This window comes from Embleya sp. AB8, from assembly GCF_049739465.1.
Classification (GTDB): domain Bacteria; phylum Actinomycetota; class Actinomycetes; order Streptomycetales; family Streptomycetaceae; genus Embleya.
The window spans coordinates 249,626-268,985 of the sequence record NZ_JBMHHY010000014.1 but is presented as its reverse complement, the minus strand read 5'-3'; the positions used below and the strand labels follow the sequence as shown (position 1 = coordinate 268,985).

17 protein-coding genes are annotated in these 19,360 nt (G+C 70.5%); 8 read left to right on the top strand and 9 right to left on the bottom strand.

All coding sequences use genetic code 11. The features are described from left to right. Positions 1–14: 14 nt before the first annotated feature. Positions 15–1,664 carry a pyridoxal-dependent decarboxylase gene (locus tag ABIA38_RS22550; protein WP_424640558.1) on the top strand — a complete coding sequence of 550 codons (1,650 nt, stop codon included), beginning with the start codon at positions 15–17 and terminating at the stop codon, positions 1,662–1,664. A 236-nt stretch (positions 1,665–1,900) separates the two neighbouring features. Here ABIA38_RS22550 and ABIA38_RS22545 read toward each other — a convergent pair whose 3' ends face one another. Further along, positions 1,901–2,782 carry an NAD(P)H-binding protein gene (locus ABIA38_RS22545; RefSeq protein WP_424640557.1) on the bottom strand — a complete coding sequence of 294 codons (882 nt, stop codon included), beginning with the start codon at positions 2,780–2,782 and terminating at the stop codon, positions 1,901–1,903. A gap of 218 nt (positions 2,783–3,000) precedes the next feature. Between ABIA38_RS22545 and ABIA38_RS22540 the strand changes: the two genes are divergently transcribed. Both ABIA38_RS22540 and ABIA38_RS22535 read left to right on the top strand, forming a co-directional pair. Beyond that, on the top strand, positions 3,001–3,963 hold the full coding sequence (locus ABIA38_RS22540; RefSeq protein ID WP_424640556.1) for an AraC family transcriptional regulator: 963 nt from the start codon (positions 3,001–3,003) through the stop codon (positions 3,961–3,963). Positions 3,964–4,247: 284 nt separating this feature from the next. Beyond that, entirely contained in the window at positions 4,248–4,499 is a 252-nt protein-coding gene (locus tag ABIA38_RS22535) for a hypothetical protein (protein ID WP_424640555.1), read from the top strand. Positions 4,500–4,623: 124 nt separating this feature from the next. On the opposite strand, the gene ABIA38_RS22530 is transcribed toward ABIA38_RS22535, so the two are convergent. Together ABIA38_RS22530 and ABIA38_RS22525 are read right to left on the bottom strand one after the other, a co-directional pair. Next, positions 4,624–6,387: a phosphatidylglycerol lysyltransferase domain-containing protein gene (locus ABIA38_RS22530; protein WP_424640554.1), complete on the bottom strand. Its 1,764-nt coding sequence runs from the start codon at positions 6,385–6,387 to the stop codon at positions 4,624–4,626. A gap of 300 nt (positions 6,388–6,687) precedes the next feature. After that, positions 6,688–6,927: a hypothetical protein gene (locus ABIA38_RS22525; protein WP_424640553.1), complete on the bottom strand. Its 240-nt coding sequence runs from the start codon at positions 6,925–6,927 to the stop codon at positions 6,688–6,690. Between the two features lie 761 nt (positions 6,928–7,688). On the opposite strand from ABIA38_RS22525, the gene ABIA38_RS22520 reads away from it, so the two are divergent. The 4 genes from ABIA38_RS22520 (at position 7,689) to ABIA38_RS22505 (ending at position 12,184) form a co-directional block, all read left to right on the top strand. Next, positions 7,689–8,882, top strand: coding sequence for a cytochrome P450 (locus ABIA38_RS22520; protein ID WP_424640552.1), 1,194 nt, complete (start codon positions 7,689–7,691; stop codon positions 8,880–8,882). Between the two features lie 109 nt (positions 8,883–8,991). Then, the gene (locus tag ABIA38_RS22515; protein ID WP_424640551.1) at positions 8,992–10,185 is read left to right on the top strand and encodes a cytochrome P450; all 1,194 of its coding nucleotides are present in this window, start codon (positions 8,992–8,994) and stop codon (positions 10,183–10,185) included. Between the two features lie 36 nt (positions 10,186–10,221). Then, positions 10,222–11,265 (top strand): methyltransferase, encoded by a 1,044-nt coding sequence (locus ABIA38_RS22510; RefSeq protein WP_424640550.1) that lies wholly within the window; start codon positions 10,222–10,224, stop codon positions 11,263–11,265. Between the two features lie 169 nt (positions 11,266–11,434). Then, positions 11,435–12,184: an AfsR/SARP family transcriptional regulator gene (locus tag ABIA38_RS22505; RefSeq protein WP_424640549.1), complete on the top strand. Its 750-nt coding sequence runs from the start codon at positions 11,435–11,437 to the stop codon at positions 12,182–12,184. Positions 12,185–12,276: 92 nt separating this feature from the next. Here ABIA38_RS22505 and ABIA38_RS22500 read toward each other — a convergent pair whose 3' ends face one another. Continuing rightward, positions 12,277–12,801, bottom strand: coding sequence for a flavin reductase family protein (locus ABIA38_RS22500; protein WP_424640548.1), 525 nt, complete (start codon positions 12,799–12,801; stop codon positions 12,277–12,279). Then, positions 12,798–14,366, bottom strand: coding sequence for a tryptophan halogenase family protein (locus ABIA38_RS22495; RefSeq protein WP_424640547.1), 1,569 nt, complete (start codon positions 14,364–14,366; stop codon positions 12,798–12,800). Before ABIA38_RS22495 ends, ABIA38_RS22500 begins: the two co-directional genes overlap by 4 nt. A gap of 231 nt (positions 14,367–14,597) precedes the next feature. On the opposite strand from ABIA38_RS22495, the gene ABIA38_RS22490 reads away from it, so the two are divergent. Continuing rightward, the gene (locus ABIA38_RS22490; protein WP_424640546.1) at positions 14,598–15,899 is read left to right on the top strand and encodes a cation:proton antiporter; all 1,302 of its coding nucleotides are present in this window, start codon (positions 14,598–14,600) and stop codon (positions 15,897–15,899) included. A gap of 51 nt (positions 15,900–15,950) precedes the next feature. Here the strand turns inward: ABIA38_RS22490 and ABIA38_RS22485 are convergent, their stop codons facing one another. The 4 genes from ABIA38_RS22485 to ABIA38_RS22470 form a co-directional block, all read right to left on the bottom strand. Further along, complete coding sequence (locus ABIA38_RS22485) at positions 15,951–16,799, bottom strand: ABC transporter permease (RefSeq protein ID WP_424640545.1); 849 nt, start codon at positions 16,797–16,799, stop codon at positions 15,951–15,953. A 214-nt stretch (positions 16,800–17,013) separates the two neighbouring features. After that, positions 17,014–17,940, bottom strand: coding sequence for an ABC transporter ATP-binding protein (locus ABIA38_RS22480; RefSeq protein WP_424640544.1), 927 nt, complete (start codon positions 17,938–17,940; stop codon positions 17,014–17,016). A gap of 29 nt (positions 17,941–17,969) precedes the next feature. Next, on the bottom strand, positions 17,970–18,821 hold the full coding sequence (locus ABIA38_RS22475; RefSeq protein ID WP_424640543.1) for a DUF4097 family beta strand repeat-containing protein: 852 nt from the start codon (positions 18,819–18,821) through the stop codon (positions 17,970–17,972). A gap of 44 nt (positions 18,822–18,865) precedes the next feature. Beyond that, a complete protein-coding gene (locus tag ABIA38_RS22470) occupies positions 18,866–19,360 on the bottom strand; it encodes a toxin-antitoxin system HicB family antitoxin (RefSeq protein ID WP_424640542.1) in 495 nt (164 codons plus the stop codon).

Sequence of the window (19,360 nt, the reverse complement as noted above, 5' to 3'; positions counted from 1 at the left end):
AAGGATCGGTCCTGATGGCATACGACGCTGAAGCACCCTCGGACATCCCGTTCGGCCCCGAGGACACACCCTGGCAGAAGACCTTCGGCGACTTACGGCTCGTCGGCGGCGTCCCGTTCGGGACTCCCCCGTCGACCGACCCCCGGGAGGCCTACATCCGGGTTCCCGAGGTGCCCTTCGCCAAGGTGCAACTGCCGCCCGGCGGACTGGACTTCCGGCAGTACACCGAGGCCGAGGCGCTGTTCCGGGCACACGTGGACACCCAGACCCACAACTTCGTGGGGTACCAGATCACCAGCAACGGCCTGGACTATCGCCGGCTGAGCCACTACCTGGATCGGCACCTGAACAACCTGGGGGATCCGTACCAATCCGGTTCGTACATGCTCAACTCGAAGGTGTTGGAACGGTCCGTGCTCGACTACTTCGCGTCGCTGTGGCACGCCAAGTGGCCGCACGACCCGCGTGATCCCGAGTCGTACTGGGGTTACGTGCTCACCATGGGTTCCAGCGAGGGCAACCTGTACGGCCTGTGGAACGCACGCGACTACCTGTCCGGCAGGCGCCTGCGCGCGGCGACACACGGGAACCGGTCGACGGGGTACGAGCAGGCCGTGCCGAGCGCGGACCAGAGTCCGCACGCCTACCATCCGGTGGCGTTCTTCTCCGAGGACACCCACTACTCGGTGACCAAGGCGGTGCGCGCGCTGGCCGTGGACACCTTCCACACCCTCGGCAGCACCCGCTACCCCCACGAGAACCCGCTGCGACCGGGGGCGCCCTGGCCGACCGCGGTGCCGTCCACCGAGGACGGCGCCATCGACCTGGAGCAACTCGCGGTACTCGTCCGTTTCTTCGCCCGGCGCGGCCACCCCGTGCTGGTGAGCCTCAACTACGGATCGACCTTCAAGGGCGCCTACGACGACGTGGCCGCGGTGGCCGAGACCGTGCGCGAGATCTGCGCCGAGTACGGGCTCGATCGGCGCATCGTCCCGGGCGGGCCCGGCGGCGAGGAGGACACCGACGAACGATCGGGCTACTGGCTGCACGTCGACGGGGCCCTGGGCGCCGGTTTCGTGCCCTACCTGGAGATGGCCCGGAACGCGGGCATGGTGGAGGAAGCTCCGCCGGTCTTCGATTTCCGGCTCGCCGACCTGCACTCGCTGACCATGAGCGGGCACAAGTGGTACGGCACCCCGTGGCCCTGCGGGGTGTTCATGACCCGGACCGGGTTGCAGATGACCCCGCCCTCGCCGTCGGAGTACATCGGGGCCGCCGACACCACGTTCGCGGGGTCCCGCAACGGCTTCTCCGCGCTGCTGATGTGGGACTACCTGGCCCGGCACTCCTACGACGACCAGATCCGGCTGGCCACCGACTGCGAGCAGTTGGCCGGCTACGCACACGAGCGGTTGCTCGACCTGCAGGACCGGCTGGGCCGGGATCTGTGGGTGGCGCGCAGCCCGCTGTCGCTGGCCGTACGCTTGCGTCGGCCGAGCACCGAGATCGTGCAGCGCTACTCGCTGGCGAGCGAGACGGTGGACGTGGACGGGGAGCCGCGCGCCTATGTGCACCTGTACGCGGTGCGACACCTCACCCGCGCGCTGCTCGACGACATCATCGCCGATCTGAGCCGGCCCGACGCCTTCCCGGGCGATTCTTGAAATGGCCTGAGTCGAATTGACGAGATCCCGCTTCGGCCGTCGAGGCCGGGCGGGATTTCGGCTTTTTCGACCTGTCGCAGCGAAGGTTGAGCATGGTCGCCGAAGGTTGGTGAACACCGGGTCGTCGCACTGGAGGGTCGAGTGGCTGCCGAAGCCTGGTGGTCCGGGGAGACGCCGGGGGAACCGGTACGTGGGTACGGCGATCCCGGCCGCCGCCCACGGGGACGGGCGAGGGCTCAGTGGGGATCCGGCACCACGTGCTGCTCGGGCGCCCGGGCGGACTCGCGCCATACGGCGGCGTGTTCGGCGGCGTATGCCCCTAGCGTGCGCGCGGGGTGGCCGGTGAGGCGTTCGATGGTGTCGGTCACCACCGCGTTGCCGCCGTCGCGGATGAGGGCGTACAGCGCCAGGTACCAGGTGATCGTGCTCTCGGCGGCCCCGGCCGCGCGCCGCCCGGCGGCGAACGTGTCGGCGGACTGCGGCACATACCGAAATTCGCGGCCGCCGGCGTCGCTCAGGATCGCCAGGGCCCGGTCGAGGGTGAGTGCTTCGGGTCCGGTCAGGTCGTACACCCGGCCCGCGTGACCGGGTTCGGCGAGCACCACGGCCGCCACGTCGCCGATGTCGCGGGTGTCGACGAACGCGAGCGAACCGTCGCCGGCCGGGACTTCGATGCCGGCGTGGTTCCGCAGGGAATCGGCCCAGACCCCCGCGAAGTTCTGCTGGAACCAGTTCGGCCGCAGGATGGTCCACTCCTTGTCCGAGGCGCGCAGATCCGCCTCCCAGCCCGCCATCATCGTGGCCGCGCCCAGCACGTCGGCGCCGAGGACGGACATCAGGACGACCCGGCGTACATCGGCCGCGGCGGCCAGCAGGTCGCGCAGCAGGGTGGTGCCGTCGGGTTCCGCGAACGGCCCGACCAGGTACAGGCCGTCGACGCCCGCCAGGGCCGGACCCCAGGTTGCGCGGTCCCCCCAGTCGAAGCGCACCGGCACGACGCCCTCGGACGCCGCCGCCGGGTTGCGGCTCGCCGCCCGGACGTCGATGCCGCGTGCCACGAGCGCGTCCACGACGGGCCGGCCGGTCTTGCCGGTTGCTCCGATGACCAGAACAGTCATGTCCGTTCCCTCTTTCGGTGCTGTTGCTTCGTTCTGTTGCTTCGGTGCTGTTGCTTCGGTGCTGTTGCTTCGGTTCTGTTGCGGGTTCTCCGCGAGCTCGGGTGGCCTCGCTTGCGATCTCAACGCTAGAGGGATCAGACGGGACGTTGAATGCCGGATAATCCTGACTTCATGTCCATGCGTCCTGAGCGGCAAGAGTGCCGGCTATGCTTCCCGTCGTGGATGTCCTCTCCGACGCTCTCGCCGCCATGCGCACCGGGCCGCCCCGGGCCGCCCGGACCGACGTACGCGCACCGTGGGCGCTGCGCATCCCCGCGGTCACCGGCGCCGCGTTCCACGTGGTCCTGCAGGGCACGTGTTGGCTCCTGCCCGACGTCGGCAGCAAAACCGACGCCGCGAGCGCGCCGGACGCCGAGCCGCTGGCGCTCGGCCCCGGCGACGTGGTGTTCCTGTGGCACGGCAGCGGGCACATCCTGGCCGACGATCCGCTCACCCCGGCCGTCGAGTTCCTCCCGAAACGCGCCGACCCGTCATCGCCGATCGGGCAGGTCCGCATCGACGGCCCGGGTGCCCACGCGGTGCTGCTGTGCGGCGCATACCAACTCGGCCCGGCGCGACCGCACCCGCTGATGGCCGACCTGCCGGATCTCGTCCATCTCCCGGACCGCCCCGCCAGGCACCCCGAACTGCGCAGCCTCGTCGCCCTGTTGGCCACCGAGCTCGACGAGGCCCGACCCGGATCGGACGGCATCGTGCCCGCGCTGGTGGACGCGATGTTGCTGTACATGCTGCGCGCGTGGGTCGACGACCGCTCCGCCGCCGAGGAAACGTCCGTCTGTACCGGCTGGGCGCGCGCCTTGACGGACCCGGCCGTCGGCAAGGCCCTACAGCACATCCACGCGCGGCCCGCACACCCGTGGACGGTCGAAGAACTCGCCACCTGCGGCGGCCTGTCCCGCTCGGTCTTCGCGCAGCGTTTCAGCACACTGGTCGGCGAACCACCCCTGACATACCTGACCTGGTGGCGCATGACCACGGCAGGCCGGCTGCTCCGCGAATCGGACGCGGCACTCGGATCGGTAGCGCAACAGGTCGGCTACAGCTCGGAGTTCGCCTTCGCCAAGGCATTCAAACGCACATATGGCATCCCCCCGGGCCGCTACCGCCACCCGGCGACATGAGCAACACGGAGTCGGCCCGGGGCGGGTGTGGGCGGGGTGTGGACACGCGATGCCGTGTGCGTCGGAGACGGCCCGCCCGGCGCTGCGCAGACGGACACCGTCGCACATATGCGTGCGACGTGACAGGGCACGGTGTGACCCGTCGCACCCGCCCTGTCGGTCGATAGTCTCGGTGCGCCCCGAGTCGACCGTACGTGCCGTACGGGCACGATCACGGTTGCGGGGTCCCCGAAGCACGTCCGTTCGGTGATCACTCGATCGTCAATGGAAGGAACGTGTTCCAGATGAAGCGTCTGTCCCGCATGATCGGCGTCGGCGTCTTGACCGCCGCCGCGCTGTACGGCGGAGTCGGTTCGGCAATGGCCGCAGGCTCCGCGGTCCCGGACACCGCGACCTCCCAATACGGGGGCCCGCACCGCAAGTGCGATGCGGAGTACACCGCCGCCTACTACTACGCCATCCACGAAGGCTGGGGCGACCTGCTGGCCCGCGAATACGCCGACATGGTCTACGACGGCTGCAGCGTGAGGGGCTGACCCCACAGGCAGTCGGGCCCACCGCGGCGATCGTCACGATCGATCGGGCCGGCAACCGTACGAGAGCAGGACGTCGGTCTGCGGGGAGCTTGCTCCCGTTGTCCGGCGTTCACCCAAGGCGTGCTCACGCGGCGGAGACGGACTCCGCGGCCGGGGTGGTCTCGGGGTGGGCCGCCGCAAGGCCGACGCGTTGCGGCTTGCGGCCGAGCCTGGGCATGCCCAGGGAAATGAACGCCTCGGCCTGCATGGTGGCGAATCCGATGCGCGGCAGGTCGCGGGTGGCCGGGTACACCAGGAAACGCGGTTCCCACTTCGGGCGGAACTTGGCGTTGAACTTGTACAGGGACTCGATCTGGAACCACCGGGACAGGAAGATCAGCAGCGCGCACCACAACCGCAGGACCGGGCCCGCGCCCAGGCGTTCGCCGCGCGCGAGCGCGGAGCGGAACATCGCGAAGTTCAACGACACCCGGCGCACGCCCAGATCCGGAGCGGCCAGCAGCGTGGCCACGATGAGGAGTTCGTTCAGACCCGGGTCGGCGGTGCGGTCGCGGCGCATCAACTCCAGGGAGATCCCCTGCGGGCCCCAGGGCACGAAGTGCAGCACGGCCTTGAGGTCGTCGCCGGCCGAGGGCGTGCCGTCGGGTGCCGGGTCGGGGGCCTTGTGCGCGGTGACGACGAGGCAGTCCTGGTCGGCGGGGTCGCCGAAGCGGCCCAGCGCGGTGGAGAAGCCGCGTTCGGTGTTCGTGTCGCGCCAGCGCGCGGCGGCGTCGCCGATCCGCATCCGTTCGGCGTCGTCGAGTTCGGAAACCTTGCGCACCTTGCAGGAGTAGCCGTTGCGTTCGATCCGCTTGACCATCTGGCGGACGTTGCGCATGGCTCGTCCCTCGAGCGAGAACTCGCCGGTGTCCACCACCGCCTCGTCGCCCAACTCGAGGGCGGACAGGCCCGCTTCGCGCGTCCACACCTCGCCGCCGGCCTCGCTGCATCCGATCACCGCGGGGACCCACGCGTGGGCGCGGGCCTGCGCCATGAAGACCTTGATCGCGCCGGGCCATGCCTCGACGTCCCCGATCGGGTCACCGGAGGCGAGCATCACGCCCGAGACCACGCGGTAGGCGATGGCGGCCTTCCCGCTGGGGGAGAACAGCACACTCTTGTCGCGGCGCAGAGCAAAGTAGCCGAGCGAGTCGCGCGCGCCGTGCCGGTCCAGGAGGGCGCGCATGCGCTCCTCGTCGGCGGCGGACAACTCCGGTTCGGGGCGTTCGGGGCGCAGGAAGAGGTAGGCGGTGGTCAGCGCGGTGATCAGCCCCAGGGCGCCGAGCAGGTAGCCGACCCGGTCGGCGGCGTGGTCGGACGTGTAGCGGATCGGGCCCTCGAAGCCGAACAGCCCGTACAGGGTGTGTTCGAGCATCCGGATCGCACCCGAGTCGCCGATCTCGCGGGCGCGGTGGGTCCAGGTGATCAGCAGGCCCAGGAGCACGGCGACGGTGCCCATGCCGATCAGGTTGTACAGCGCGCGCCACCGGGTGCGCGGATCCGAGAGCGCGTAGAACTCGCGGCGGTGCACGATCAGCACCGCGAACGCCACGAACGACACGACGGCCGCGCCGGTGGCGTGCCAACGCAGCAGGTGCAGGAAGCCGCCGACCAGCAGCAGCACGACGGCGGCCCGCCACGCCCGGGCCTTGCGCCGACGCAGCGCGGGCGCGAGCAGCACCAGGAGGACGCCGATCATCAGCGAGCCGGCGGTGGCCAGGGTCGTGGTGCCGCCCGGCAGTTGTCCGACCCACAGATGCACGCGGCTGCCGCGAAAGCGCGGGAATACCGCGCCGACGATGTCCAGCACACCGATCGCGAGGCACACATAGCCTGCCAGGGACGGCATCCACGGCCAGCGCGGGGTGGCCGAGGCCAGTGTGCGCAACGCTCGCCGACTCGTACGGGGAGGGCGCGGCGATTGGGTCGGTGGCTCCGTAGTCATAGTTCTCGACGCTACGGCCCGGGCGCGCGTACATAGTCAGCCCGAAGGATGAAGCTCGATACCCACCTGAGGTCTCCCCCGAGGCCGGACACCGAGGGCTCGGCGGTCGGCGACCGCCCCGAACCGATCGCCGGCGGCCCCGCCGCTGCGGGAAGGACGACGGCGCTGTTGCCGGTCGGCCGTGTCGACGGCAGGTTCAACGGGTCAAAAAGGCGGCCGACGCCGCGAGGAGAGCGCGTCCGGGGTCGCGGTGACGTGATCGTGTAGCCGAGCATCGGCAGGGTGCTGTTCGCGGTGTTCGGTCTCGCCGGTGGCCGGGAGGTCTTGGCCGACCCGTTGCAGGCCGGTCAGGTACACGCCCTCGGTTTCGGTCGGGAAGGTGGCGTTGACGTCCGTGACGGTCCTGCCGGAGAGTCGTTTGTCGGTGAGTACCGGTTCCCGCATCGTGAGGGGTGATCAGGCCGAGGATTCGCGTGAGGTCGGTGGTGGGCCGCGTCAGGTGTGTGCGCTTCCCGACGGGGACGGGGTGGCGGTTGTCCCTCGGGCTTGGGGGCGACCTCGACGCGTGTGCCGTGGTGGACTCCCGCCCCGACCGGGGCGCCGAGTGCGTGGGCGTCCGGGCTCGACGGGCTCGCGGTGAGCGTGGGCTCGACCTCGGCCGCGGTCGGCGCGCCCGCCGATCGGTGGGCGCGCCGACCGCGCGGATGCCGTGGGCCGATCGTCGCGGCGGAGCGTGCGCGCGGCCTTTCCGGTCCCGCCGAAGCGTTGCGCATGCGCCGTTCGGATTTGCCGGAATATCCGGGCGCAGGCCGCCGAATAGAATGGCCGGGGTCCTGGTCCGGCGGAATCTTGATCGTGTCGATCGAGTCGGTTGCGATGTTTGCGTGGGGGTGTCCCGTCGACGGGACATGGAAATCACCGCGCGTCGCGCCGGGGTCGGGAGCCGGTTATGCCGGGTCGGTCGAAAGCAAAACCGTGACCGCCGTGTCGAGGCGGTCCGGTTCGTCGCGGCCCGGCAACCTTGACAGTCCGAAGGTGGCGCTGAAAGGCTCGACAGGAGTTGGATCGGCTCCCGGTTCGATATCTCGAACCGACGTTCAAGCACCTTCATCGTGCGGGCCGCAGGCGAGCATACGCGGTCGAGAGCCTGATCATCGATTACCGCTCGGAGTACCTGGAACCATTTCTGCGGGAGGACGCTTCCTGTGAGTTCACTCGTCGAGCAGTGGAATATTCATCCGGAGCATTTCTGGCTGCACGGTAAACGACCCGCCAAGATCGTCGAGTACGACGAAAAACTGCAGATGTGGAATATCTACGGTTATCCCGAGTCGATCGAGGTACTCAGCCGGCCGAAGGTCTTCTCCAACGATTCCGCCTACCTGTCCCCCATCCCGATCGACCCGTCGATCTGTGAGGGCGACTTCGCCCAGATGGATCCGCCCGAGCACCGCAAGGTGCGTGGTCTGGTCGATCGTTCGTTCACCCCGAGGCTCGTGGCCGACATGGAGCCGCGCGTACACCGGGTCGTCGAGGAACTGCTCGACGACATCGCGGACCGGGACCGGTTCGACCTGGTGGCCGACTTCGCGAACCCGCTGCCGGTGCTGGTGATCTCCGACCTGTTGGGTGTGCCGCGCAGCGACCGGCCCCTGTTCAAGAACTGGATGCATCAGTTGCTCGACGGCGCGGAGGAACTCGCCCCGCCCGAGACCCTGGAGGAGATGGAGGCGCAGCTGGAGAAGGGGTTCGCGTTGTTGCGCGAGATGCGCGACTACTGGAGCGAGCACGCCGCGGATCGCCGGCGCACGCCGAGGGAGGACCTGCTGAGCCACCTCGTGCACGCGGAGGTGGACGGCGAGCGGCTCTCCGACGGGGCGGTGTTCAACATCGCGAACCGGCTGCTGATCGCCGGACACCACACGACCTCCATGCTGATCGCGAACACGATGTTGTGTCTGGAGGCGTTCCCGGACCAGGCGGAGCGGGTACGCGCGGACCGGTCGCTGATGCCCGGTCTGATCGAGGAGTCCATCCGCTTCCTCAGCCCGCTCTCCGGGATCATGCGTGTGGTCGCCGAGGACACCGAGGTCGGCGGGCACCACTTCGCCAAGGACCAGATGGTGATGGTGTGGTGCGGCGCGGCGAACCGGGACGAGCGCCAGTTCGCGGACCCGAACGTCTTCGACGCGGCCCGCTCCCCCAACGTGCACATCGGTTTCGGTCGGGGTGTGCACTTTTGTCTGGGCCGGCGGTTGGCCCGGGCCGAGGGCCGGGCCGCGGTCGACGCGCTGCTCGACCGTTTTCCCGCGCTGCGTACCGACCCGGACCAGGCGCCGACGTTCTTCCGGGTGATCGACGCGAGCGGCCTGGAATCGATGCCCGTGCTGACCCGATGAGCACCCCACCCACTGCGCCCACCCCCGCCGTCCGGGCCGAACGCCGGGCCGGACCGGGCGAGTTCCCCGACGAATCCCGCAACGGGTTCCGCGACGAAGGAGAAGCACGATGACGACGGTGGTAGACCGGTGGAACATCCATCCCGATCATCGGTGGCTGCGCGGGGAACGGCCCGACGCGCCGATCACGTTCGACCAGGCGCAGGGCGTGTGGAACGTCTACGGCTATGCCGAGTGTCAGGAGATGCTCGGCGACGCCGCGCGGTTCTCCTCGCACACCGCGCGGCTGCTGCCGGTGGCGGTGGATCCGTCGCTCATGGAGGGCGACATGTCCCAGATGGACCCGCCGCAGCACCGCAAGTTCCGGCAGTTGGTCAGCCGTGCCTTCACCCCTCGGCTGATCGCCGGCATGGAGTCGCGGATCGTCGAGATCACCACCGAGTTGCTCGATCGGGTGGAGGGAAAGCCCGAGCTCGAACTTGTCGCCGACCTGACCTTCCCGCTGCCGGTCATCGTGATCGCCGAGTTGCTCGGCGTGCCGGCGAGCGATCGCGACATGTTCAAGAAGTGGGCCGACAACATCATCGCGAGCTTCAGCGGTTTCTCCTTCCTGGACGACAGCGACCAGGGCCACCAGGACATGAGCGACGCGACGGAGCAACTTCGGCCGCTGCTGGAGTACCTGGCCGGGCATGTCGCCGAGCGCCGCCGGCACCCGCGCGAGGATCTGCTCACGCATCTGGCCACGGCCGAGATCGACGGCGATCGGCTCACCGACAACGAGGTCGTGAACGTCGCGAACATCATGCTGGTCACCGGGCACATCACCACCACGATGTTGCTCGGCAACACGGTGTTGTGCCTGGACGCGGACCAGGAGCAGGGCGCCCGGGTGCGCGCGGACCGATCGCTGGTCCCGGGCGCCATCGAGGAGGCGCTGCGGCTGTTGCCGCCCTCGACGGCGATGACCCGGGCCACCAGTGTCGACGTGGAGGTCTCGGGGGTCGCGATCCCCAAGGACCAGATGCTCATGTTGTGGCTGGGGGCCGCCAACCGCGACCCGGGCGTGTTCACCGATCCCGGCGCCTACCAGCCGGGGCGCGACCCCAACCCGCACCTGGGTTTCGGTCGGGGCATCCACTACTGCATCGGTGCCGCGTTGTCCCAGATGGAGGGGCGGATCGCGCTGAACGCGCTGCTGGACCGCTTCCCGAAGTTGCGTACCGATCCCGCGAATCCGCCGGGGTTCTTCGCCACGCCGGACATGATCGGGGTGAGTTCGCTGCCGCTGCGCACCAGCTGATCCGCCCGACCACACCACGGGGAGAAACGCTTCACCATGGATCAATCGTTGTCGCAGATGTCCTTCGGCTACATCCCCACGGCGATGTTGCGCGCCGCCGCCGAACTCAAGGTCGCCGACGCGCTGGCGGCCGGCCCGCTCTCGGCCGAGGAGGTGGCCGAGCGCACCGATACCGATCCCGCCGCGTTGCGTCGGCTGCTGCGCGCGCTGGCCGGCCTCGGTCTGCTCGCCCGACTCGACGGGGGGCGGTTCGCGCTCACCGAACTGGCCGATCCGCTGCGGGCCGACGCGCCCGACTCGGCGCTCGACGACATCCTGCTGTCCACCACGCCGGAGTTGTGGCGGGCGTGGGGCGAGTTGTCGCAGATCGTGCGCACCGGGCGGGCCGCCCGGCATCCCGACACGGGCCTGACCGCCTTCGAGGCGGCGCTGCGCGACGCCGGGCACGCGGCGCGGTTTCGCGCGGCCAAGGCGCTCAACAGCCGGGAGTACACGGCGGGTGTGACCGGGGCGTACGACTTCTCCCGGTTGCGTACGCTCGTCGATCTCGGCGGCGACGAGGGCACGTTGCTCGCCGCGGTGCTGACCGCCGCGCCCGCGTTGCGCGGGGTGTTGTACGAGCGGGCGGATGCGGTGCAGGCGACGACGGCCGCGCTGACCCGGGCGGGCGTCGCAAACCGCTGCCGGGTCGTCGCGGGCGACTTCGCGACGGCCCCGGAGGCCGGCGCGAACGCGGGTCCCCCGGTCGACGCCTATCTGTTCAACCACGTGATCCGCGACCACGACGACGAGCACGCGCGAGCGCTGTTGCGCGCCTGTCGGGCCGTCGTGTCGCCGGCCGCGCGGGTGCTGCTGGTGGAGACCGTGCTGCCGGCGGTGCCGAGCGCGGCGGAGTCCGCGAGCTACGGGCTGACCGACCTCAACAACCTGGTCTACGCGGGCGGCCGGGAACGCACCGAGGCCGAGTATCGCGAGTTGTTGGCTACGGCGGGTCTGACTCTGACCGCCGTGTTCGACGTGCCGACCACCGCGGCCGGCATGCCCGACTATCACCTCATCGAGGCGAGGCCCGGCGCGTAGTCGGGCCGGTCCCGCCCGCCCGCGCGCCCGCCCGCACCTGCGTGTGCCCTGCCCGGGCGAGCTCGCGGCACGGGATGCGGACCCGCGCGGGCGGGCGATGCGGCCGGGGCCGTGACGGCAAGGCGTCGAGGAAGCAGACCGAGACCGAGTAGCCGTGAGGTCGTGTGAGATGGAGTTCCGCATTCTGGGGCCGGTCGAGATTTTGGACGGCGGCACCCGGATTCCACTGGACGGGGCGAAGCAGCGGACGGTTCTGGCGGCCTTGCTCCTCGCGCAGGGACGATTCCTCTCGGACTCCGAACTGAGCACGCTGTTATGGGGGTTCCACCCGCCGGCGACGCTCAACGCGCAGATCTACAACTATGTCTCCCGGCTGCGCAAGACGGTGGGCCACGGTCTGAGCATCACCCGCCGCTCGCCGGGATACCTGATGCGGATCGACACCGCCGCCTTCGATCTCTTCGAGTTCGAGAGGCTGGCCGCACGCGGGCAGTCGGCGCTGCGGGCGCGGCGCCACGAGGACGCCGGCCGACTGTTGCGCGGCGCGCTGGCGCTGTGGCGCGGGCCGGCCCTGGCCGATGTCTCGGAGCATCTGAGCAATGCCGAGGGGCCGCGGATCGAGGAGGCCCGTACTTCGGCGATCGAGAGCCTGATCGAGGCCGAGCTGGCGCTGGGCCGGCATACGCAGGTACTGCCCGAACTGACCAGGCTGGTGGGGCAGTACCCGCTGCGGGAACGTTTTCGGGCCCAGTTGATGACCACGCTCTACCGGTGCGACCGGCAGGCCGAGGCTCTGGCGCTGTACGAGCGCGGCCGGCGCCTGCTCGCCGACGAACTCGGGGTCGAGCCCGGGGTGTTGTTGCGCGATGTCTACCACGCCATCCTGACCGCGAACCCCGCGCTGCGCTGTCCCGCGTAACGGCCGCGTCCCGGGCTGGTGCCGCGCCCTTGCCGGGCCCGGCACCAACGCACCGTCCCGCCGGCCTGCCCGGGTGGCGGGCCGCCCGGCGTTCAGGCCCGCGGCCACCGGATGTAGCGGCGCAGCCCGTACAGCAGCGGCCAACGACCGCGCCGCCGGGTGATGCCGAGCACCTCGCCGAACACCACCACGTGGTCGCCGACCGGCAGGGTCCGGCCGATGCGGCAGTCGGCGACGGCGTGCGTGTCGGCGGGCAGGTGCGGGCTGCCGTGGTCGGGGTCGGCGTACCAGTCGACGCGCTCGAAGCGGTCCGGTGTGCCGGAGGCGAACAGTTCGGCGGTGGCCTGCGCGCCCTCGTGCAGCAGGTTGACGGCGAAGGCGCCGCGCAGCTTCAGGGCCGCCAGTGTGGGGCTCGCGGCCCGCAGGCAGACAAGCAGCGTGGGAGGTTCCAGCGTGACGCTGCACACCGACGAGCAGGTCAGGCCCCACGGCCGGCCGTCGAGGTCGGTCGTGGTCACCACGGCCACGCCGGTGGGGAATCCGCGCATCATCGCGCGAAATCCCTCCGGCATGGCCGGGCCGGCCGATCGGGTGATCGCGTCGATCGATTCGGTCATTGCAGGCCGCGCATCCGGGCGAAGTACTCGTACTGGCTGGGCAGGGTCTCGGCCAGGTGCCGGGCCTTGCCCCGGATGGCGGCGAACTCCTTGCGGGCGGCCGTCTGGTCGGCCAGCCCCAGGGCCGGCGACGGGCGCAGCTTGATGCCGCCGGTACCCAGCAGGATGCACATGTACGAGTAGGGCGGCAGCCCGTGGTAGTAGGGGAACACCGTCTCGCTGTCCGGCAGGCGCACCTGCCAGCGCTCGATCCGCTCGGCGAGCGCGTCCGGGATGGCCCGGGTCTTGGTGTCCTTCCAGTACTGGGTGTCGTCGCGGGCCGCGCCCTTGTAGTGCAGGACCAGGAACTCGCGGACGCCGTCCATCACGTTGGCGATCGCGGAGTTGTACATCTCGCGCATCCCGGGGTGCCAGTCGGCGGCCGGGAAGTACTTGACCAGTTGTTCGATCGCGTGGTGGATGAAGAAGATCCCGGTGGATTCGAGCGGTTCGACGAATCCGCTGGAGAGGCCGATGGCGACGCAGTTGTTGGCCCAGGACTCGCGGCTGCGCCCGATGCGCATGCGGATGTGGTTGGCCTCGACGTCGGCCGCCTCGGGGCCGACGAACTCGCGCAGCGTGCGCTCGGCCTCCTCGGGCGTGCAGTAGTCCTTGGCGTAGACGTAGCCGGTCCCGATCCGGCCGAACAGCGGGATGGTCCAGATCCAGCCGGCGTTTTGGGCGGTGGCGGTGGTGCACGGGCGAATGCCGCGGCGCTTCATGTCGAGCGGTACCTGCAGGGCCACCGCGCTGTCGTTGGGCAGGGTGTCCTGGTAGGAGACGAACGGGACTTCGAGCGCCCTGTTCAGGAGCAGGCCGCGAAAGCCGGTGCAGTCGACGAACAGGTCGCCGTCGAGGTCGCCGTGCTCCTTGGTGCGTACGTTCGCGATCCAGCCCCGGTCGTCGAGGGTGACGTCCCGGACATCGTCGACGATGTGCCGCACGCCGCGTTCCACCGAGTACTTGGTGAGGAACTTGGCGAGCAGTGCGGCCTCGAAGTGGTAGGCGTAGGGGAACTGGGTCTTGCCCTGGTGCTCGGACATGGTCAGTCCGACGGCTTCCTCGGCCTCGGTGTACTCCTGTTCGAGGAGTCTGCCGTCCAGGTGCCTGGGGCTGCGGCCGGCGTCGCACAGGTTGGCCATCACGAAGCAGTCCGTGTCGAAGCGTTCGCCGGGGCCGTTGTGCAACCACCAGTCGCTAAGCGGGAATCCGTCGACCGAGCGCATCTGTTCGAACGGGTGGTAGAAGTGGTGCCCGGGCCGACGCCAGTTCTGGAAGCGGACGGCCAGCTTGTAGGTGGCGTTGCAGGCCGGCATCCAGTCCTCCTCCTTGAGGTCGAGGAACTCGAAGAAGTGCCGGATGTCGCTGAAGGTCGCCTCGCCGACCCCGATCGTACCGATCGTGCCGGATTCGACGAGGGTGATCGACACGCGGTCGCCGAACGCCGCCTTCAGATATGAGGCGGTCATCCAACCGGCGGTTCCGCCACCAACGATGACGACCTTGTCGGGGTTCTTCGTATTCACGTCAACACCTCGGTTCGCAGCGTCGGCTTTCATGCGGGTCGGGTGTCCCGCCCGATACCGACCACCATGGCGTTCGCGGCTATCCGACTTCTATATCGCGGCTACCGCCGCGGTATTTCGCCGGGAAATGCGCGCCGCTTGGGGGCTTTTCCGGGTGCATAGGAAAGATATAGCCTCCGCCGGCACGGTGGGGTCGATACTCGACCGGGCTCGGGAAGCGGGGGTTACGCGATGGGGGCAGCAAATTCGGTGATCCGGCCGGCACATCTGCTCGCGGTGCTCGGCGTGGTGGTGTTGATCGTGCTCGCGGGTCGTTTCGCGGCGCGCCGGGCCCGACAGCCGGAGGTGGTCGGCGAGTTGACGGCGGGGATTCTCGCCGGTCCGCTGGCGGTCCGGCTGCTGGGCCGGGACACCTTCGACGACGTGTTGCCGGGCGAGGTGCTGCACGATCTCAAGTTGTTGGCCGAGGCGGGCCTGGTGTTGTTCCTGGTGGGCCTGACCCACAAGCTGCGCACGGGCTCGCCGGCGCCGGCGCGACGCGCGACCGGCTGGGTGGTCGCGGGGGCGCTGTTGCCCGCGTTGGCGGCCGGCGGCCTGCTCGCGGGTTGGGTGTTGCTGGACGGGGATCCGGTGGTGCGGGGTACCGCTCCGGTGGCCGCGCTGGTGTTGATGCTGGCGGTGTCGTTGTCGGTGACGGCGGTGCCGGTACTGGCCCGGATCCTGACCGACCGGGGCATGACGGACACCGGGGTCGGGCGTCTGGCGCTGACGTCGGCGATCGTGATCGACGCGGTGTCGTGGTTGTTGCTGACCGTGACGGTGGGGTTGGCGAAGGGCAGCGTCGAGGGTTTCCTGCGGTCGATGGCGGTGCTGGGGTGCGGCGCGGCGGCCGCGGTGTTGTTGCGGCTGGTACTGCGCGCGCGGGCGGCGAGTCGGCTGTGCGCGCGGGCGCCGTGGGGTGCCGCGGTGCTGGTGGGCGCGGTGGCGGTGGCGATGGCGATCACGATGGAGCGGCAGGGCATGACGGCGATCATCGGCGCGGCGCTGGCCGGGCTGGCGGTGCCGGCGACGCCTGGATGGGACCCGGTGGTGCATGCGGTGACCCGGGTCGGCCGCAGCCTGGTACCGGTGTTCTTCGTGGTCACCGGGGTGACGGTGCTGACCAAGGATCTGGGCTCGGCGCCGCTCGTGCTGATCGCGCTCGCCACGTTCCTGGGCATCGCCGGGAAGGCGGTGGGTGGTTACCTCGGCGCCCGGCTGGGCGCGCAGTCGCACTGGGACGCGCTGCGGATCGGCGCGTTGATGAACACCCGCGGCCTGACCGAGTTGATCGTGCTCCAGGTCGGACACCGCGCGGGGATCCTGACCACGCCGTTGTTCCTGGCGCTGGTGGTGATGGCCTTGGTGACCACGGCGCTGACCGGGCCCTCGCTGCTGGGTGTGGACCGGGCCGAGTTGCGGCGCCGGGGAGCGGGGCAATCCTCGCCGGTGGGGGCGCGGGCGCTGCCCGAGGCGGCCCGGCCCGAGCGCTGAACCGCCCCCGGTGGGTGGCCGAAGCCGCCCGCCGGGGGCGTGCGGTCGGGTTCAGCCCACGCGCTGCATGGCCCGTTCCCGGCGCTCGGCCACACTCGATCCCGACTCGCGGCGGGCCATCCTGCGCAGCACGATCGGCGCCAGGACCAGGCCGATCGCGGCCCACACGCTCAGCACCCCCACGGTCTCCCATTGCCGCCAGGAGTCGCCGATCTCGACGTCGACCGCGCTGTCCGGGAGCAGTGCGGTGCGCATGCCCAGGCCGAGCCAGTAGACGGGGAACACCTGGGCGATCCACTGCACCCAGCCGGGCATCGAGGTGATCGGGTAGAAGATCCCGGAGATCCCGATCATGGCCAGGATCGGCAGCAGCAGGACGCCCTGACTGCGGGCGCTGGTGAACACCGAGCCGAGCACCGCGCCGATCGGCAGGGTCGCCACCAGCCCCAGGGCGAGCACCCAGATCAGCGTCACCCAGGCGCCGGCGCTGCCGATGGTCAGGTCGGAGATGATCAGCATGCCCGGGACCAGGAAGATCGCGAGGTCGACGATCAGGCCGCCGGAGACCGAGACGATCTTGCCGACCAGGTAGCCGACCATGCCGTTGGGGGTGGCCTTGGCGCGCAGCAGCGTGCCGTCCTCGCGTTCGGCGGTGAGCTGTTGGCTCACGGTGACCATGGCCATCGCGGCGTTCATGCCCAGGATGCTGGGCAAGACCAGGGTGCCCAGTTGGAATCCGCTGTCGCCGAAGGAGACGTCACGCAGCGAGAAGGTGACGATCAGCATCAGCACGGGCCAGAAGAAGTGGTTGAACAGGTCGCCGGCGTTGGTGAACGACTGGCGCAGTTCGATGACGCCGCGGGACCAGCCCGCGCGCAGTGCGGTGGTGGTGGGGTTCATCTCGGCTCCTTCGTGGATGCCCCGGGTTTCGGTCCGGGGAGCAAACGAGGCTCCTGCGGGAGCGGCACGGGCCGGCCGCCCGGCCGCCGCGGCGAAACGCGGTGCGGCGCACCCGCGCCGGGCCCGGCCCCTCGGCTGGGGAACCCGGCCGAGGCCTCGGCCGGCAACCACCGGCGGGCGGGCGGGACATCCCGCCCCTCGGGGCGGGGGGAGGTCAACCGGCCATCGCCTCCTGCGCCTTGGCGTGGGCCGCCTCGGCGCGGGCGGATTCGGCCCGGTGCACCAGGGACAGGTAGGTGTCCTCCAGCGAGGCCCGGCGTACCTCCAGTGCGGTGATCGCGTCGCCGTACTCGCGGTAGAGCTCGAAGACGAACTTGGCGGGGGCGTTGGTGGCCTGGGTGTGCTGTTCGCCCGCGTGCGACCAGCGCACCTCGTCCTCGCCGACGATGCGGTGGGCGAGTTCCTGGGCGGTGCCGTCGGCGATGATCCGGCCGCCGTCGAGGATCATGATGCGATCGGCGAGTTTCTCGGCCTCGTGCAGGTCGTGGGTGGTGAGCAGGATCGTGGTCTCCTCCTCGGCGGCGAGGCGCTCGACGAGGTCGTGGAACTCGTGGCGGGCCACCGGGTCGAGGCCGGCGGTGGGCTCGTCCAGGAACAGCAGTTCGGGGCGGCCGACGATGCCGACCGCGACGTCGAGTCGGCGGCGTTGGCCGCCCGACAGGGTCCGGATCTTCTGGTGGGCGTGCTCGGTCAGGCCGACGGCGGCGACCAGGTCGTCCGCGTCCCAGGGCCGTTGGATGGTCTCGGTGGAGTAGCAGGAGTAGTAGGTGCCCAGGTGTTCGAGCAACTCGCGCACGTGCCAGCGGCCGTGGTCGCGCCAGGACTGCAGGACCACGCCGACTCGGGCCCGCCAGCGTTCGTCGCCGTGCGCGGGGTCGACGCCCAGCACCTCGACGCGGCCGGCGGAGCGCATGCGAAAGCCCTCCAGGATCTCCAGCGTGGTGGTCTTGCCGGCCCCGTTGGGTCCGAGCAGGCACAACACCTCGCCGTGTCGGACCTGCAGGCTCACGTCCTGCAGCACCTCGGTCGCGCCGTATCGCATGCGCAGACCTTCGGCCTCGAGCACGATCTGCTCGCTCATCGTGAATCCCCTCGTCGTCGAAGTGGTGCTCAGGAGCGGCGGATCGTCACGTCGCCGTCGAAGGTGCGGGCGCGGATCTCGACGATCTCCCGGGCGTGCCCGGGGCCGTCGACCACGTCGAGCAGGTTGCGCACGTGGCCGGAGACCGTGCTCACGTCGAAGCCGACCGCGCTGCCCTCGCGGATGCCGATGTCGATCGCGCCGGAGACGGTGGTGAGTCGGATCCGGCCGCGTGCGGCCTCGCCGATCCGGACGTCGCCGTGCGCGGCCTTGACCTCGACGTCGGCGTGCGGCAGGGCGATGTCGACGGCGCCCTGGGTGCCGCCGACGCGCAGGTCGCCGGTGATTTCGCCGATGGTGGTGTCGCCGTTCTCGTTGCCGATCACCGCGGAGCCCTCGATCAGGTCCACCCGAACGTCGCCGAAGTGGGCGGTGATCTCGGCGTGGCCCACCACTCGACCGACCGAGATGTCGCCGCGGACGGCGGCCACCCTCAGCGGGCCGGTGTGTTCGAGCCGGATGTCGCTGCGCACGCCCTCGAAGCGGACCTCGCCCAGTCGGCCGTCGGCGTGCAGCGCGGCCCACGCGGAGCCGCCGCGCACGTGTGAGCCCTCGGGCACCGCGATGCGCACGTCGACCGACCCGCCGCCGCGTGATCCCCCGACGCGCCGGCCGAGTCCGGTGGGTTCCTTGACCGAGAGTCGGCCGCGCGCGTAGTCGACGCGCACCTGTTCGGCGGCCTTGACGTCGAGGTCGTTGGCGGCGTCGGTGGCGCGCACCTCGACGACGGTGTCACCGCGCTCGCTCGCGTCGATGCGAATGTCGCCCGCGGTGATCGCGATCGTCGCGGTGATCGGTCGGGGGGTGTCGAATACGGCCACGGTCGGTCTCTCGTTCATCGGGTCGGGCGCGGGGTCGGGGCGGGTCATCGGGCCCAGCCGGTGTGCCGCCGGCCGCCGTCGGGCGGGCGGCGGGTGGTGCGGGCGGAGTCGGTGCCCAGGACGGTGTTGGCGGCGCGCACGAGCCAGGCGTTGACCGACAGCCCCTCGCGGCCGGCCGCCTCCTCGATCCGGGCCTTGAGTTGTTCCGGGGGGCGGAAGTTGATCCGCCCGATCGGGCCCTCGTCCTCGCCGGCCGCCGGGTCGGGCTCGGTCGAGGGGTCCGGGGGCGGTTCGGGCGGTGGCGCGATCACCACGAAGGCGGGGTCGAGGCCGCGCAGCCTGATGTCGACCGATCCCGGGGCGAGTTCGCGGGTGATCTCGCCGGCCGCACTGGAGAGCGCGCCCAGCAGGGCGAGTCGCACGCAGGAGTCGAGGGGGGCGACCAGGCGCTCCGCGAGTGCGAGGTTCTCCTCGCCGCCGGCCTCGGCGGTGGTCAGGAACTCGTGGCGGACGTTGTCCACATAGGGCGTCAGGTCCAT

What these genes read in the sequence shown, in the direction of transcription:
- ABIA38_RS22550 (WP_424640558.1), top strand. Translation starts at nt 15, where the DNA reads ATGGCATACGACGCTGAAGCACCCTCGGACATCCCGTTCGGCCCCGAG.
- ABIA38_RS22545 (WP_424640557.1), bottom strand. Translation starts at nt 2,782, where the DNA reads ATGACTGTTCTGGTCATCGGAGCAACCGGCAAGACCGGCCGGCCCGTC.
- ABIA38_RS22535 (WP_424640555.1), top strand. Translation starts at nt 4,248, where the DNA reads ATGAAGCGTCTGTCCCGCATGATCGGCGTCGGCGTCTTGACCGCCGCC.
- ABIA38_RS22530 (WP_424640554.1), bottom strand. Translation starts at nt 6,387, where the DNA reads ATGCCGTCCCTGGCAGGCTATGTGTGCCTCGCGATCGGTGTGCTGGAC.
- ABIA38_RS22525 (WP_424640553.1), bottom strand. Translation starts at nt 6,927, where the DNA reads ATGCGGGAACCGGTACTCACCGACAAACGACTCTCCGGCAGGACCGTC.
- ABIA38_RS22515 (WP_424640551.1), top strand. Translation starts at nt 8,992, where the DNA reads ATGACGACGGTGGTAGACCGGTGGAACATCCATCCCGATCATCGGTGG.
- ABIA38_RS22510 (WP_424640550.1), top strand. Translation starts at nt 10,222, where the DNA reads ATGGATCAATCGTTGTCGCAGATGTCCTTCGGCTACATCCCCACGGCG.
- ABIA38_RS22505 (WP_424640549.1), top strand. Translation starts at nt 11,435, where the DNA reads ATGGAGTTCCGCATTCTGGGGCCGGTCGAGATTTTGGACGGCGGCACC.
- ABIA38_RS22500 (WP_424640548.1), bottom strand. Translation starts at nt 12,801, where the DNA reads ATGACCGAATCGATCGACGCGATCACCCGATCGGCCGGCCCGGCCATG.
- ABIA38_RS22490 (WP_424640546.1), top strand. Translation starts at nt 14,598, where the DNA reads ATGGGGGCAGCAAATTCGGTGATCCGGCCGGCACATCTGCTCGCGGTG.
- ABIA38_RS22485 (WP_424640545.1), bottom strand. Translation starts at nt 16,799, where the DNA reads ATGAACCCCACCACCACCGCACTGCGCGCGGGCTGGTCCCGCGGCGTC.
- ABIA38_RS22480 (WP_424640544.1), bottom strand. Translation starts at nt 17,940, where the DNA reads ATGAGCGAGCAGATCGTGCTCGAGGCCGAAGGTCTGCGCATGCGATAC.
- ABIA38_RS22470 (WP_424640542.1), bottom strand. Translation starts at nt 19,360, where the DNA reads ATGGACCTGACGCCCTATGTGGACAACGTCCGCCACGAGTTCCTGACC.